We start from the raw sequence: 15,351 nt of genomic DNA, 5'->3' as shown, positions 1-15,351 counted from the left end.
GCTCAACCCACCTGGGCCGGCACGTCGGCGATGCGCGGCAGGCTGACACGGAAGCGACAGCCCTGCTCGGGTGCGGTGGTTACCGTCACTGAGCCGCCGTGGGCCTGGACCAACGAGTCGACGATCGACAACCCCAGCCCGGTGCCGCCGCTGGTTCGCGCCCGCGACGAGTCGGTCCGGTAGAACCGCTCGAAGATGCGCAGCGCATCCTGCTGACTCATCCCCGGCCCTTCGTCGGCGACCTCGAGCACCGCGTTGTCGCCGTCGGTGCCGACCCGCACGGTGATGTCGGCGTTTTCCGGGGTGTGCTGCAACGCATTCGTCACCAAGTTGCTGAGGACCTGACGCAGCCGGGCCTCGTCGCCGAGCACCTCCGGGGTTCCGGGGCCGTCGAGCACAGCCATGGTGATGTTGCGCTTGGGGGCGATCGCCTGCGCGTCGTGCACCGCATCGCTGGCCAGCGCCAGCAGGTCTACCCGGCGACGCTCGAGGGGGCGTTGGGCGTCCAGTCGGGCAAGCAGCAGCAGATCTTCGACCAGTAGGCCCAGTCGACTCGCTTCGCTTTCGATCCGCGACATCAGCATCTCGACGTCGCGCGCCGCGCCCTGGCGGTACAACTCCGCGAAGCCGCGGATCGTGGTCAGCGGCGTGCGCAGTTCGTGGCTTGCGTCGGTGATGAAGCGTCGCATCCGGTCTTCGGAACTGCGCGCCTTCGCCGCAGACGACTCGGAGGACGCCACCGCTCGCTGAATCTGCGCGAGCATTCCGTTGAGCGCCAGGGACAGCCGGCCCACCTCGGTTCGCGAACTGCGCTCGGGGACACGGCGATCCAGCTGGCCGGCCGCGATCGCGGCCGCGGTCTGCTCGACCTCGGTCAATGGTCGCAGGCTTCGGTGCACGACGGCATATCCGGCGATGCCGAGAACCAACAGCACCGCCGCGCCGATGCCAACCTGCAGCCAGACCAGCGACCGCACGGTGTGCTGGACATCGGAGAGGTCATAGGCGACGGTGATCAGTCGACCCAGTGGCCCGCGCACCGACACCGCGCGCCACTGCACACCGGATTTGTCGACGGAGCCGATCGTGGTGGGCTCGGGGCCCACATCGTTGTTGTTGGGCAGCGCGGGTTCGGCGTTGCGATCGTTGACCACCGTCCAGGTGCGGCCGTCCTTCCCGATGCTGCGCACGTAGAAGTTTGACGGCGGGCGATCGGCGTTCGGCCTTTCGTTGGCGTGTGATGACGTGCGGCGCGGAGCCTGCGCCCAACCTCGGGATGCGTCGATCAGGTTCTGATCGACCCGGTTGATCAGGCTGTGCCGCAGGATCGACGTGACCGCGATACCCGAGGTCGCCAAGCCACCCGCCACCAGCACCAGGGTGGCCGCGACGAGGCTCACCCGGAGCGGCAGTGCTCCTCGATGAAGTTTGGCCATTCCCGTATTCTTCGCCTACGACGCGCTATCGCGGCTCGCGCAACACGTATCCCACTCCGCGCAATGTGTGCAGCAGGCGCTTATCCCCGGTGTCGATCTTGCGCCGTAGATACGACACATAGGACTCGACGACATTGACGTCGCCGCCGAAGTCATAGCGCCAGACGTGATCGAGGATTTTCGGCTTGCTCAATACCGTGCCGGCGTTGATCACGAAGTAGCGCAACAGAGTGAACTCGGTGGGTGAGAGCGACACCGGCTCGCCTGCCTTCCACACCTCGTGTGTGTCCTCGTCGAGTTCGATGTCGGCGAACGTCAGTCGGGCGTTGCGGTCCTCGGTGATGCCCTTGCCGGCGCGGCGCAGGATGACGCGCAGCCGCGCGACGACCTCTTCCAGGCTGAACGGTTTGGTCACGTAGTCGTCGCCGCCGAGCGTGAGCCCGGCGATCTTGTCCTGCAACGAGTCGCGGGCGGTCAAAAACAGCGCAGGCGCATCGATGCCGTCGGCGCGCAGGCGGCGCAGCACCCCGAAGCCGTCCATGCCGGGCATCATCACGTCGAGGATGACGGCGTCCGGTTTGACCTCGCGGGCCAGGTCCAGGGCTGCGGGCCCACTGGCGGCGGTGTGGACCTCGAAGCCCTGGAACTTGAGACTCACCGCAAGGAGCTCGAGGATGTTGGTTTCGTCGTCGACGACGAGGACGCGCGCCTCGGGGGTGGTCCCGTCTGTGGTTGCCGATGCCATATCGCTAATCTCCTCGTACTTCGTTGAACGGAACCTCCATGGCAACTGTGATGTTCCTGTGAATGCGTTGCCAGTTTGATCTGCGTGGTCGGGGGTCAGCGCAGATGGGCGCGCATAGACTCGGGGGATGAATCTGGGAAAAAGCCTGGCGACGCTCGCCACCGCACCATTGCGGGTCGGGCTGACGGCGGCCGACGCCGGCTTGGGCGTTGCCGCCTCGGCCGTTGACCTGGCGAAGCGCACTGTCGGTGAAGCCGGGGTGCAGACCCGGTCTAACGCCGTCGTTCACATGCTGGGTATTGATGACGCGCTCGGCCGAGCAAACCGGATCGCCGGGCTGCTCGACGACGACGCTCCGTTGGGGCGCGCGCTGGCACCCGACGGCCCGGTGGACCGGCTGCTGCGCCCCGGCGGGATTGTCGACATGCTGACCGCCCCCGGCGGGCTGCTGGATCGGCTGACCGAAGAGGGCGGTGGTCTTGAGCGAGCCCTGAAGCCCGGCGGGCTGGTGGATCAGCTGGTCGCCGACGATGGGCTGATCGAGCGTGTCCTGGCCGAGGACGGGCTGGCTGACCGGTTGCTGGCCGACGGGGGCTTGATCGACAAGTTGACCGCCCGGCACGGGCCGCTGGAACAGCTCGCCGACGTTGCCGACACGCTGAGCCGCTTGACACCAGGGATGGAGGCGCTAGAGCCGGCCATCGAGACCCTGCAGGAGGCCGTCATCGCCTTGACGATGGTGGTCAACCCGCTGAGCAATATCGCCGAGCGCATCCCGCTGATTCCGCGGCGGACCTCGCGCCGCTCCTCAACGCGTCCCGTGCGTTCGCCGCGGGTTATCGAGGAGTAAGCCGTTCGGCTGCGACCGGCCCGCCGAGCGTGAACCCAGCTTCACGTTGGTGGGCGAGTGTGAACCCAGTTTCACGCTCGCCGTTAAGCAGGCGTCAATAGGACTGGCCGTCGGCGTACCGCTGGCGCCGGTAATAGCGACCGCTGCCGCGATTTCTCGCCTTATACGTCGGCAGCTGGCTGTCACCGTTGGGACAAACGAGTCGCAGATTCTCACGACGGTTATTGCTCTTCGAGATCGACTCCGCACGCGAGGCAGGTCATCGACATAAGACGACGCTATCTCTCAGTGCCGACATGGAATGGAGCCGCGTGAGAGACTCGAACTCTCGACATCCGCTTTACAAGAGCGACGCTCTACCAACTGAGCTAACGCGGCCGGGGCGGCTCGATGAGCCATGGCGATTCTACGACGGGGTCCCGGCGTCGCTGCGGCGCCTAAACGAGCGGTCGTCAGTTCGGACCGCGATCAGCCGTGCGGCGCCTCAGAAATCTTGCTGTCCGGCTTGCCCACCGTTTGGCAGTAGGTCGTCGCCGACAAACGCGTAACCGAGATCTCCATACTGCTCGGGTCAGCACCGCTCTTGTCTTTGAGCATCTTGCCGATCTCCTCGTTTTGCTTCTTCTCGTCCTGCGTGGTGAAGTCCTTGCACTTGGTGTCGCCGCCGGTATTGATCACCTCTGAGGCCGAACATCCACTGAACAGCAGCGCAGCGGCCACAATCGTGACAGGAACAATCGACTTCATCGTCGGCCTTTCGGGTCGGAGTAGCTAGACATCTATAGACAGGCGCATCAGACTTTAAACTCCAGCACGCACGGACCTCGTCAGCGGCTGGTGTGCACGATCAACACGTCGACCTTGGCCTTGCTGGCGACACTTCCGGGGATCGAAAACACCCGTCCGATGATCGCCGATCGTGCGTTCAGTCCCACGTTCCCGACCACGAGCAAATCGGCCTGAACCTGTTCGGCGAGGTCAACCAGCGCATCGACCGGAGCGTCCTGAATCGGCCGCTCCTCGATGTCCGTCGCGCCGGCCGCCTTGGCCCGGTCGCGGCCCTCGCGCAACATCGCATAGATCGGCGCATTGCCCTGCACTTTGTAGCCTTCGTCCCCGAGCGCGTCGGCCGCGCGCGGATCCTCCTTGTTGGGAACATAACCGGTCACGATGATCAGCTTCGCGTTCGATTCGGCGGCAATTGCACCTGCGCGCTCGACCGCATCCAGCGACGAAGCCGAGCCGTCGGTACCGACCACCACAGTTTTATAGGCGGTCATCAGCCCTCTCCAACGTCGTTGCACTGCCTTTCGCAGACCCTAACGCTGCCACCTAAGACGGCTACCGGGGTTCGGCGAAATCTACCTTCAACCGCTGGTCACACCCTTTGACAAGGGTCCTTGCAGCAACCTGCGGCATACTGGACGTCAAGCATCAAACGTCGTCGCCGCAAATTGCCGTCGGGGGGCAGGGGTGACGCTCAGGACAGAGTCGAGATCTGGTGGCCAATCAATCCGGCGGTAAGCACCGTCGCAGAAAGCCGGCACCTTGGCAGATGCGCCGCCGATTGACCCGCGGCGCGGTGGCACTGGTGTCGGTGCTGGCGGTGCTGGCGACTGGAGCCGGCTGGTGGATGGCCCATGGCGTCCTGGGCGGAATCACGGTATCCGAGGCGCTGAGCTCCGACGACCCGCATTCCAGCGGCGGCGAGATGAACATCTTGCTCATCGGCCTGGACTCGCGCAAAGACCAAGACGGCAACGAACTGCCCGACGCGATCCTGAACCGCCTGCACGCCGGCGACTCCGACGCCGGCGGCTACAACACCAACACGCTGATCTTGGTGCACGTCGGCGCCGACGACAAAGTCACCGCGTTCTCCATTCCCCGCGACGACTATGTGCCATTCAGCGGCGTCCCCGGGTACAACCACATCAAGATCAAAGAAGCGTACGGGCTCACCAAGGACTACGCCGAACAGAAGTTGATGAACCAGGGCGTCAGCGATCAAAAACAGCTCGAGACCAAAGGCCGCGAGGCAGGCCGGACCGCGACCTTGCGGGCAGTGCGCAACCTGACCGGTGTACCGATCGACTACTTCGCCGAGGTCAACCTCGCCGGATTTTACGACCTGGCCCAAAGCCTCGGCGGCGTGCAGGTATGCCTGAAGCACGCCGTCTACGACTCCTATTCCGGCGCCGACTTCCCGGCCGGGCGCCAGACGCTCAACGCCGAACAAGCGCTGGCGTTCGTGCGCCAGCGCCACGGCCTGGAAAACGGCGACCTGGACCGCACCCACCGCCAGCAGGCGTTCCTGTCCTCGGTAATGCACCAACTCCAAAGTTCGGGCACCTTCACCGATCTGAGCAAGCTGAAAAGCCTGATGGCCGTGGCTCGTAAGGACGTGGTCTTGTCGGCCGGCTGGGACGAGAACCAATTCCGCCGGATGGGCGCGCTGGCCGGCGGCGACATCGAATACCGGACGCTACCCGTTGTCCGGTACGCCAACATCAACGGCCAGGACGTCAACATCGTCGACCCCGCCGCGATCAAGGCCGAAGTCGCAGCGGCATTCGGTACCAGCGGATCGTCCACCACCACCACCAGCACCGCACCCAACCCGTCGACCGTCGTCGACGTCGTCAACGCCAGCAGCACGTCCGGACTTGCCAGCACCGTTTCACGCACCCTGAGTCAGCACGGTTACACCAAAGGCACTGTGCGCGACCGCGAATACGGCGAACCGAGCGCCACGACCGTCGATTACGGGCCGGGCGCCAAGAGCGATGCGCAGACCATCGCCGCGCTGTTGGGCGTCGAAGCGGCCGACCACAGTGATTCATCGCTGACCGCGGATCGCGTTCAAGTTTTCGTCGGCGACGATTACTCCGGGTCATCGCATGACGAAACGTCTTCTGCCACAGCGATGGCCGGGTCATATCACGGTTCACGCACCCCCAGTACCGAGCCGACGCCTGATCGGGGTGCACCCATCGACGGCGGCGGCGTTCCCTGCGTCAACTAGGCGCTACCGTTAATGAGTGTGAAAGTAGGGCGGGATTTTCGGGATTTTCCCGCCCTGTGTTCACACTGAAAGCCCTGATTTCACACTCAACTTGCGCGTCGTCGCGCGGCGTCAACCAGATGCTTTACGTAACAAGAACGCCAATACGACGTTCTCGAAGGCTTGTTTGGCTTCGATCATCGTCCAGTGCCCGCAGTTAGGGAACACGTGCAGTTCGGCATTCGGGATGGTGCGCATCGGGATCAGGGCCATGTCCAGCGGGCTGACCCGATCATCGCGGCCCCAGGTGATCAACGTCGGCGCCGTCACCCGGTGCATCATCGCCCACGGTTGCGGCCCTTTCGACGACTCCATGGCTTGGATCATCTGCTCGAATGCAGCCCTGCTGTACATCCGGCGCGCACCGGCCAGCGTGGCGGGGTCGGTGGCGTGCTGCCACCGCTCCTCGATCAGATCCTCGGTCACCACTGCGGGGTCGTACACCATCGAATGCAGCCAGCGGATCAGCCGCTCGCGGGTGGGCTCTTCGGTGAACTCCTGCAGCAGTCGGATGCCTTCGGCTGGACCGGGACTGAAGACGTTACGTCCGATACCTCCGATCGTTACCAGTCGACGCACCCGATCGGGTTGGGCCATCGCGAAGTTGAGCGCGACACCCCCGCCCATCGAATTGCCGATGATATCGACAGTGTCGAGGCCCAGCGCGTCGACGAACCGCCCCACCGCATCGAACGCGGTGATCATCGGGTGACCACCGAAGTCGTCGCTGACGCCGAAGCCGGGAAATTCCAGGACCAGACAACGGAAGCGCTCGGCGAATGTGCCGAGGACGCCACGAAAGTTGCGCCAACCAGTAACCCCGGGCCCCGATCCGTGCAGCAGCAGCAGTGGTGGGCCGTCGCCAGCCTCGTGATAGCGCAGAACGCCTGGCTCGGTGGAGATTTCGCGGAGACTGCCTTCGTAGGTGAGGTTGGCTGTCATGCGTGGGTTCCGCCGTCGATGCGGATCTCAGTGCCGGTGATGAACGCGCCGTCATCAGACACCAGCATGGCGATCACGCCGGCGACGGCGGAGGGGGCGGCCATCGGCGCTCCGCTGGATTCCTCTGTGGTGGGCATGATCGGTGACAGCCTGCCGAACAACGCCCAGTCCGCATCCGGCGGAATGAATCCGCCAGTGGCATCGGTGATTCCGGATTTGATGCTGCCCGGCGCCACGCACACAGCGCGCAAACCTTGCTTGGCGTACTCAAGCGCCAGCGCATGGGTAAATGACTGGACACCGCCCTTACTGGCCGCATACGCCGCCATGTAGGGGTGGGCGAAGGAAGCCGAGGTCGAGCTGAAGTTGACGACCGCGCTGCGCGCGTTGCTCAGCAGCGTCGGCAACGCCTCGCGGACAACGAGGAACGTCCCAGTGAGATTGACGCCGATGATCTGGTTCCACAGGTCGGTTGTCATCTGATCGGTGTGCGCGGCGCGCAGCATGCCGGCGGCATTGACCACCGAATCCAGGCCGCCCAGCGTGGCCACGGCCGACTGCACGCCGTCGACCACCGATCTCTCGTCGCCGACATTCATCTCCAGTGTGGTGAGGCGTTCGCCGACGCCCGCCTCGCCGGCCTGCGCACGGGTCTTGTCCAGTCCGTCGGCAGCGATATCCGCGGCGACGACGGCGGCGCCCTCATCGAGCAGGCGCAGTGCGGTGGCCTGGCCGATACCCGATGCGGCGCCGGTCACCAGGATCCGGTTACCTTCAAGACGCTTCATGTGAACTCCCCTTGATCAGGTTGAAGCCTTTGTAGCCGGCCTCGGCCACCTCTGCACAGATGTCGTTGTAGACGGCGAACCCGCCGGTGAACAACATAAACACACGTGGCTTGCCGGGGACGTTGGCGCCCAGATACCAGGAGTTCGCTTTCGGGAAAAGCGTTGCCTCGGCCCGCTGGGCGCACTCGGTAATCCAGTTGTCTACCGACTCCGGGCTGGGCTCGATCGCGGTGTAGCCGTGCTCGTCGAGATAGCCGATGCAATCGGCGAGCCAGTTCACGTGTGCCTCCGCGTGCAACACCATGTTGGCCAGCACGCCGGGCGCTCCCGGGCCGGAGACGATGAACAGGTTGGGGAACCCGTCCACACCCAGGCCCAGATAGGTGCGCGGACCATCCTGCCAGTCGTCGCGCAGTGTTTGGCCTCCGCGGCCAGCGATGTCGATCTTGGCCAGCGACCCGGTCATCGCGTCGAAGCCGGTGGCCAACACGATCGCATCGACGTCGTAATGCGCGTCGGTGGTGTTGATTCCAGTCGGGTCGATCGACGTGACCGGTGTCTTGCGCACGCTGACCAGCTTCACATGCGGCTTGTTGTAGGTCTGAAAGTAGTTGGTGTCGGTGCAGATACGCTTGGTCCCGATGGGATGGTCGCTCGGGATCAGCAGGTCGGCGACCTCGGGGTCGTCGATCACGGCGCGAACCTTCTCCTCGTAGAACCTTTTGGCTTCTTCGTTGGCATCCGAGTCGGTCATCTGGTCAGGGAAGGTCTTCGAAAACAGCACACCACCTAGCTGCCAACGCTTTTCGAACGCTGCTCGGCGCTCTTCTGCGGATACTTCCATCGTCTTGCTCGGGTGGGCGATATGCGGTGAGCCACCGCCGCTGCGCCAGGAAAGCCGACGCCGCTCCGCGTAACTCGCTTTGATCACGGTCATGTCCTCGGCAGTCAGCGGCTTGTTGCCTGCTGGAACGCTGAAGTTGGGGGTGCGCTGAAACACATAGAGTTGCGCCGCTTGCTCGGCGATCACCGGAATCGATTGGATGCCCGAGGAACCGGTACCGATGACCGCGACCCGCTTGCCGGTGAAATCGACAGGCGTATGCGGCCAATGAGCAGTGTGGTACACCTCGCCGGCGAAGGTGTCCAGGCCCGCGAATTCCGGCGTCAGCGCAGCAGACAGCGAGCCGGTAGCCATCAGGCAGAACCGGGCGGAGAGCACCTCGCCCCCGTCTGTGGTCAGCGTCCAGTGCAGGGTCTCCTCGTCGAGGACCGCCGAGCAGACACGGGTGTTGACGGTGATGTCCTTACGCAGCTCGAGCTTGTCGGCGACCCAGTTGATGTAGCGCAATATCTCGGCCTGGGTCGCGTACTTCTCGGTCCAGTTCCATTCCTGCTGCAATTCGTCGGAGAACGAGTAGCAGTAGTCGACACTCTCGACATCGCACCGGCAACCGGGATACCGGTTGAAGTACCAGGTGCCGCCAACATCGGGAGCGGCTTCCAAAACCCGCACCGACAACCCCTGTGAGCGCAGTTTGTGCAAGGCGTACAGTCCGGCGAATCCGGCACCGACAACCACCGCATCAAGGGTCACGACGTGACGGTAGGCCCATTCGATCGCGAACAACAGTTGCTTCCCGGTCACTGGGATCGCCAAGGGTGTCATCATCACGGGCAGGAGACCATCGATCGCGGCCCACGACGTAAGGACAACACCATGACCGAACGAGTAATCGACCGGGTGATGGCGATGGCGGAGCAGTTGCGCGACCAGGCCGCCGAAGCCGAACACATTGGCCGGCTCACCGACGGCACCGTCAAGCTGATGAAGGGCGCCGGCCTGATCCGGCTGCTGCAGACCAAGCAATACCAGGGCTTCGAGGTTCATCCCCGCGAGTTCGCCGAGACGACGATGGCCACCGCGGCGCTGGACCCGGCGGCCGGCTGGATCGTCGGCGTGGTGGGTGTGCACCCCTACCAGTTGGCCTATGCGGACCCAAGAGTCGCTGCCGAGATTTGGGCCGACGACGTCGACACCTGGATGGCCTCGCCGTACGCGCCGCAGGGCGTGGCCAAACCGGTCGACGGCGGTTACCTCTTCAACGGGCGCTGGCAGTTCAGTTCGGGCACCGACCATTGCGACTGGATCATCCTGGGCGCCATGCTCGGCGACGAGAAGGGCGTCCCGTTGATGCCGCCGCAGATGCTGCACATGATCCTGCCGCGCAAGGACTACGAGATCGTCGAGGACTCGTGGAATGTGGTGGGGCTGCGAGGAACTGGCTCCAAGGACGTCATCGTCTCCGATGCGTTCGTCCCTTCCTACCGAACCATGGACGCCGCGAAGGTGATGGACGGCACCGCCCAACGTGAAGCCGGCATGACCGAGCCGCTCTACCTGATGCCGTGGTCGACGATGTTCCCGCTGGGCATTTCGGCGGCCACCATCGGCATCGCCGAGGGCGCGCTGGCCGCGCACCTGGATTACCAGCGCGGCCGGGTGGGCGCCACCGGGACCGCGATTAAGGACGACCCCTATGTGATGCACGCGATCGGCGAGGCCGCCGCCGATATCAACGCCGCCCGCCAGGAGCTGCTGGCCAACGCCGACCGCATCTACGACATGGTCGCGGCCGGCAAGGAGGTGTCGTTCGCCGACCGCGCGGCCGGGCGCCGCACCCAGATTCGCGCGGTGTGGCGCGCGGTGTCGGCGGTCGACGAGATCTTCGCCCGCTCGGGCGGGAACGCGGCGCGGATGGACAAACCGCTGCAACGGTACTGGCGGGATGTGCATGTCGGCCAGATGCACGCCATCCATGTCCCGGGCACCACGTATCACGCGTCGGCGCTGAGTTCGATCGGCATCGATCCGCCCGAGGGCCCGCTGCGGGCTTTGATCTAGGAGCTTGGACAGTGACCGACCTGAAAAGCCTGGGCTACATCACGATTTCGACCAACGACATCGATCGCTGGCGGCATTTCGCCTTCGACATCCTGGGTTTCGCGGAAGGCAAAGGACCCGATCCGGCAGCGCTGTATTTGCGGATGGACGAGCGCGCCGCCCGGCTCATCGTGGTGCCCGGCGAGTCTGACCGGGTCCTCACCGTGGGCTGGGAAGTGCGCGACCATCCGGGTTTGCAGCGGGTCAAGGCCGCCCTCGATGGAGCGGGGGTGGCGTTCAAGCAGCTGTCCGTCGACGAGGCCGAGGCCCGCCGCGTGGAAGAGGTCATCACCTTCGAAGACCCGGCCGGCACTACCGTGGAGGTCTTTCACGGCGCAGTGCTTGACCACAGCCCCGTCGTCACCCCGTTCGGCGCGAAATTCGTGACCGGCGGTCAGGGTCTGGGCCACGTCGTCGTCCCGGCCACCGATCCGGGCGGGCTGTTCGACTTCTACACCGATGTGCTGGGCTTCCGGTCTCGCGGCGCCTTCCGTGTGCCACTGCCGAAAGAGTTTGGCCCAGTCCGCGTTCGCTTCCTCGGCATCAACGAACGACACCACAGTCTGGCGATTGTCCCCGCCGCGCATCAGCGTGATCCGCGCCTCGTCCACATCATGGTGGAGGTCGACAGCCTCGACGCCGTGGGTCAGGCGCTGGACCGCGTCAACGCCGAGGGTTTTCAGCTGTCGTCAACCTTGGGCCGCCACACCAACGACAAAATGGTGTCGTTCTACGTTCGCGCACCCGGTGACTGGGACATCGAATTCGGCACCGACGGTATGCGGGTCGACGAAACCTATTACACCGCAGAGGAAATCACGGCCGACAGTTACTGGGGCCACCAGTGGGTCGGAGAGATGCCCGCGGCAATGCGGCTATGACACCCGACACCGACGTCACGCCCGTCCCGGCCGCGTCCGTCAGCTCCTGGGACCACGAGGTCGACGTCGTCATCGCGGGATACGGAGTCGCGGGCGCGGCCGCCGCGGTCGAAGCCACCCGCTGCGGTGCCGAGGTCCTGGTACTGGAGCGCACCGGCTCGTGGGGCGGAGCGGCGGCCATGGCTGGCGGATTCATCTATCTCGGCGGTGGTACGCCGCTGCAAAAAGCTTGTGGCTTCGATGATTCCGTCGAGAACATGACGGCGTTCCTCAACATCGCGATGGGGCCGGGCGCCGACGAGAACCGCGTCGCCGACTACTGTGCGGGCAGCGTCGATCACTTCAACTGGCTTGTCGACTGCGGCGTGCCATTCAAAGCGGAGTTCTTCCCCGAGCCCGGCTGGGAGCCGATGGGCGATCAAGGTCTGATGTACAGCGGCGGCGAGAACTCGTACCCCTACAACACGATCGCGACGCCCGCCCCGCGCGGCCACGTCCCCCAGATGTCGAACAAGAAGCAGGGCGAGGCCAGCGCCGGCTACATGCTGATGAAGCCGCTCGTGGAGACCGCGACCGCGGCTGGCGCACAAGCGATTTACGACGTGCGGGTGCAGCGCCTTATTGTCGAGTCCGACGGCCGGGTGGTTGGCCTGTGTGCGCGTCGGTACGGAACCGACGTGACGATCCACGCCCGCCGGGCCGTGGTGCTCGCGACGGGCAGCTTCGCCTACAACGACGCCATGGTGGCCCAGTACGCCCCTCGGATCGCCGGGCGCCCGGCTGCGTCCATCGAACAACACGACGGCCAGGCCATCCGGATGGCGCAGGCGCTGGGTGCCGATCTGGCGCACATGGACGCCACCGAGGTCGCGATCTTCATCGACCCGCAACAGCTGGTGCGCGGCATCCTCGTCAACGGCCGCGGTCAACGCTATGTCGCGGAGGACACCTATCCGGGCCGCGTCGGGCAGCTCACGCTCTACCAGCAGGACAACACCGCATACCTCGTCATCGACGAAGCTGCACAGAATGAGGCCATGGCGTCGCTATCCCCAAAGATGATGCTGCGCCCGCCGACCTGGGTGTGCGAATCCATCACCGAGCTCGAGCAGGAGATGGGTCTCGCGCCGTCTTCCTTGCAGGCGACCGTGGCCGCATTCAACGATGGCGCCGCGCGCGGCGAGGATCCACTGCTGCACAAGAAGGCCGAGTGGCTGCGGCCCGTCGGATCGCCGGTGGGCGCGATCGATTTGCGCGAGAGCACCGGCGGGTTCACGCTGGGCGGCCTGAAGACCACCCTGGATTCCGAAGTGCTGCACGTGAGCGGAGAGCCGATCCCCGGTCTGTATGCGGCGGGCCGCTCCACCGCGGGCTTGGCTGCGTGGGGTTACGCCAGCGGCATCTCGCTCGGCGACGGCAGCTTCTACGGCCGCCGTGCCGGCCGCGCCGCCGCCCAAGCCTGAGTCTTTTCGCCACCATCGCTTCGCACACCGGCGATGCGTGCTGCATCAATCCCATGCCGCTATGTGACAGCGGCCACACCATGTGGTACAAAAAGGAATATTTCTATTAGAAATATCAAGGAGCGTGCCATGGCTAGCGAAACCAACACTCCAAGTGCTGTCATCGACCGGGTCTCGTTGGTGCTGGATGCCTTTGATGGGCCCGGCCGGCTGACGCTGGCGCAGATCGTGCGCCGGACCGGCCTACCTCGCTCCTCCGCACACCGGATGCTGGAGCGGCTGGTGCAATTACGCTGGCTGCGCCGCGATGGTCGCGACTACGAACTTGGCATGCGACTGGTCGAACTCGGGTCGCTCGCTGTTCATCAAGATCGGCTGCACCGCGCGGCCATCCCGCTATTACACGATCTGCACCGGTCTACCGGGCTGGTCGTGCATCTGGCCGTCCTAGACGGCGCCGACGTGGTCTACCTAGAGAAGATCGGCGGCCCGATGACCGCGGCGATCCCCAGCCGTGTCGGCGGACGCCAGCCAGCACACTGCACAGCTGTGGGCAAAGCGATGCTGGCCTACAGCGGCAACGTCGAGGCCGTCGACCTCGCCACCCGCAAAACCAGATATTCGATCAGCAGCGGCGCACAGTTGACTGCCGAACTGACCAAGACGCGTGCGCACGGGGTGGCGGTCGACCGCGAGGAGTCGCTGGCCGGATTCGGCTGTGTGGCCGCGCCCATCGGTGATCCGGGCAAGGCCATTGCCGCCGTTTCCGTGTGCGGACCAATGAACGGGATGAGGTTCGACCATCGCATGGCGGCGCCGGTGCGCATGACGGCAATGCGCATTTGGCACAACATCGATGACGGTGCGCATCGAGTGGCGCCGACGCTGCAGCAGGTGCGCCCATGCCACGCGATCCCAGCGCCGCGTCCCGACCGGAGACCGGCCGCGCTGCAGTTCGCATGAGACTCGACCCGCAAATTGCGGACATGCTAGAGGCACTCGACGCGGGCTTTCCACACGTGGAGACGATGACCGGAGCACAAGCACGCGAGGCGATCCGGGCACGAGTCGTCGCCCCGGCACATCCTGAAGGCGTCGGGTCGGTGCACGACCAGACCATCCCTGGCGACGTCACCGTCCGCATCTACCGGCCAGCCACGGAGTCACCGCTGCCGATTCTGGTGTACGCGCACGGCGGCGGCTTTGTGTTCTGCGACCTCGACAGCCACGACGGCCTGTGCCGCAGCTTCACGAATCGCATTCCGGCCGTTGTTATTTCAGTTGCATACCGGCTGGCTCCGGAGCATCCGTGGCCGGCCGCCGCCGAGGACGTCTACGCAGTGGCGCAGTGGGCGGCCCGCAATGCCGACGCGCTTGGCGGCGACGCGAGTCGCATCGTGGTCGGCGGCGACAGCGCGGGCGGCAACCTGGCTGCCGCGGCGGCGCTGATGGCGCGCGACCGTGGCGGACCATCGCTGGCAGGACAGCTGTTGATCTACCCGATGGTCAACGCCGACTTCGATACCGAGTCGTATCGACTGTTCGGGGAGGGCTACTACAACCCGCGCGTCGCGCTGCAGTGGTACTGGGATCAGTACGTGCCCAGCGCCGCCGACCGCGAGCATCCCTACGCGTCGCCGCTAAAGGCCGACTTACGCGGTCTGCCACCGACCGTCGTGGTCGCCGCCGGCCATGACCCGTTGCGGGATGAGGGCAGTGCGTTCGTCGCCGCGCTGAAGACGGCGAATGTGCAGACAGCGCACTGCCACTACGAAGGCGGCATCCACGGTTTCATGACGATGCCGGCGGTGGACTTGGCTCAGCGGGCACGCGCGGAGGTCTGTAGCGAGCTGGCCCGTCTACTGCGACTGGCCCAGCGATCGGCCGGAATCTCATAGGCGCGGCGAATGGCTGGTCAGGTGTATGTGATTGACCGGGTCATCACGCGGCCCGGCTGCGCCAAGACGTTCGTCGACACGTATCTGTCCGGCTACGCGCCAGGGGCACGTAGCCGTGGAATGACGTTGCAGCGAGTGCTGGTCAGTCCGCCGATCTGGGATGCCGATCAGCCCACCACGGTCACAATCGTCTGGTCGCTGCCGAGCCCACAGGCCTGGTGGGAGATGACCTGGCAGGCTCGGCCCGACCCCGCGGTTGGGCAGTGGTGGGCCGATCTCGCCGACCTGGTGATCGAGCGCACCCGCAGCGTCGCAGCCGACGCCACAGACGTGGACGGAC

General features: G+C 65.2%; 15 protein-coding genes, 1 tRNA gene and 1 pseudogene. 8 read left to right on the top strand and 9 right to left on the bottom strand.

All coding sequences use genetic code 11. From position 1 onward, the window contains the following. Positions 1–2: 2 nt before the first annotated feature. The gene (locus tag A5707_RS06570; RefSeq protein ID WP_065013710.1) at positions 3–1,436 is read right to left on the bottom strand and encodes a sensor histidine kinase; all 1,434 of its coding nucleotides are present in this window, start codon (positions 1,434–1,436) and stop codon (positions 3–5) included. Positions 1,437–1,461: 25 nt separating this feature from the next. Next, a complete protein-coding gene (locus tag A5707_RS06565) occupies positions 1,462–2,181 on the bottom strand; it encodes a response regulator transcription factor (protein WP_065013709.1) in 720 nt (239 codons plus the stop codon). Between the two features lie 127 nt (positions 2,182–2,308). On the opposite strand from A5707_RS06565, the gene A5707_RS06560 reads away from it, so the two are divergent. After that, on the top strand, positions 2,309–3,031 hold the full coding sequence (locus A5707_RS06560) for a hypothetical protein (RefSeq protein WP_065013708.1): 723 nt from the start codon (positions 2,309–2,311) through the stop codon (positions 3,029–3,031). Positions 3,032–3,125: 94 nt separating this feature from the next. On the opposite strand, the pseudogene A5707_RS24375 reads toward A5707_RS06560, so the two are convergent. From A5707_RS24375 to A5707_RS06545, 4 genes and pseudogenes are all read right to left on the bottom strand, one after another. Beyond that, positions 3,126–3,260: pseudogene (locus A5707_RS24375) on the bottom strand (HNH endonuclease); the annotation flags it as partial. A 73-nt stretch (positions 3,261–3,333) separates the two neighbouring features. Next, positions 3,334–3,409 (bottom strand) — tRNA-Thr (locus A5707_RS06555). A 90-nt stretch (positions 3,410–3,499) separates the two neighbouring features. Continuing rightward, a complete protein-coding gene (locus tag A5707_RS06550) occupies positions 3,500–3,778 on the bottom strand; it encodes a hypothetical protein (protein ID WP_065013707.1) in 279 nt (92 codons plus the stop codon). 80 nt (positions 3,779–3,858) lie between these two features. Then, positions 3,859–4,311, bottom strand: coding sequence for a universal stress protein (locus tag A5707_RS06545; protein ID WP_065013706.1), 453 nt, complete (start codon positions 4,309–4,311; stop codon positions 3,859–3,861). Between the two features lie 275 nt (positions 4,312–4,586). On the opposite strand from A5707_RS06545, the gene A5707_RS06540 reads away from it, so the two are divergent. Further along, positions 4,587–6,056, top strand: coding sequence for an LCP family protein (locus A5707_RS06540; RefSeq protein WP_065013705.1), 1,470 nt, complete (start codon positions 4,587–4,589; stop codon positions 6,054–6,056). 111 nt (positions 6,057–6,167) lie between these two features. Here A5707_RS06540 and A5707_RS06535 read toward each other — a convergent pair whose 3' ends face one another. The 3 genes from A5707_RS06535 to A5707_RS06525 are packed head-to-tail and all read right to left on the bottom strand — an operon-like array spanning position 6,168 to position 9,497. Continuing rightward, positions 6,168–7,037, bottom strand: coding sequence for an alpha/beta fold hydrolase (locus tag A5707_RS06535; RefSeq protein WP_065013704.1), 870 nt, complete (start codon positions 7,035–7,037; stop codon positions 6,168–6,170). Then, on the bottom strand, positions 7,034–7,825 hold the full coding sequence (locus tag A5707_RS06530) for an SDR family NAD(P)-dependent oxidoreductase (protein WP_065013703.1): 792 nt from the start codon (positions 7,823–7,825) through the stop codon (positions 7,034–7,036). The genes A5707_RS06535 and A5707_RS06530 overlap by 4 nt, the downstream gene beginning before the upstream one ends. Further along, complete coding sequence (locus tag A5707_RS06525; protein ID WP_232000646.1) at positions 7,812–9,497, bottom strand: flavin-containing monooxygenase; 1,686 nt, start codon at positions 9,495–9,497, stop codon at positions 7,812–7,814. Before A5707_RS06525 ends, A5707_RS06530 begins: the two co-directional genes overlap by 14 nt. 48 nt (positions 9,498–9,545) lie before the next feature. Between A5707_RS06525 and A5707_RS06520 the strand changes: the two genes are divergently transcribed. From A5707_RS06520 to A5707_RS06495, 6 genes are all read left to right on the top strand, one after another. Then, entirely contained in the window at positions 9,546–10,730 is a 1,185-nt protein-coding gene (locus A5707_RS06520; protein ID WP_065013702.1) for an acyl-CoA dehydrogenase family protein, read from the top strand. Between the two features lie 11 nt (positions 10,731–10,741). Next, complete coding sequence (gene bphC / locus A5707_RS06515; protein WP_065013701.1) at positions 10,742–11,650, top strand: biphenyl-2,3-diol 1,2-dioxygenase; 909 nt, start codon at positions 10,742–10,744, stop codon at positions 11,648–11,650. Beyond that, complete coding sequence (locus tag A5707_RS06510; RefSeq protein WP_065013700.1) at positions 11,647–13,113, top strand: FAD-dependent oxidoreductase; 1,467 nt, start codon at positions 11,647–11,649, stop codon at positions 13,111–13,113. Before bphC ends, A5707_RS06510 begins: the two co-directional genes overlap by 4 nt. 129 nt (positions 13,114–13,242) lie before the next feature. Continuing rightward, entirely contained in the window at positions 13,243–14,076 is an 834-nt protein-coding gene (locus tag A5707_RS06505; RefSeq protein ID WP_065013699.1) for an IclR family transcriptional regulator, read from the top strand. Further along, positions 14,073–15,011, top strand: coding sequence for an alpha/beta hydrolase (locus A5707_RS06500; RefSeq protein WP_065013698.1), 939 nt, complete (start codon positions 14,073–14,075; stop codon positions 15,009–15,011). The genes A5707_RS06505 and A5707_RS06500 overlap by 4 nt, the downstream gene beginning before the upstream one ends. Before the next feature lie 9 nt (positions 15,012–15,020). Further along, on the top strand, positions 15,021–15,351 hold a 331-nt coding region (locus A5707_RS06495; RefSeq protein WP_065013697.1), incomplete at its 3' end, for a hypothetical protein.

The sequence above is a fragment of the Mycobacterium kyorinense genome, assembly GCF_001672775.1.
In the GTDB taxonomy this organism is placed as follows: domain Bacteria; phylum Actinomycetota; class Actinomycetes; order Mycobacteriales; family Mycobacteriaceae; genus Mycobacterium; species Mycobacterium kyorinense_A.
The sequence above is the reverse complement of the archived record's forward strand: the minus strand, read 5'-3'. Positions and strand labels throughout refer to the sequence as shown.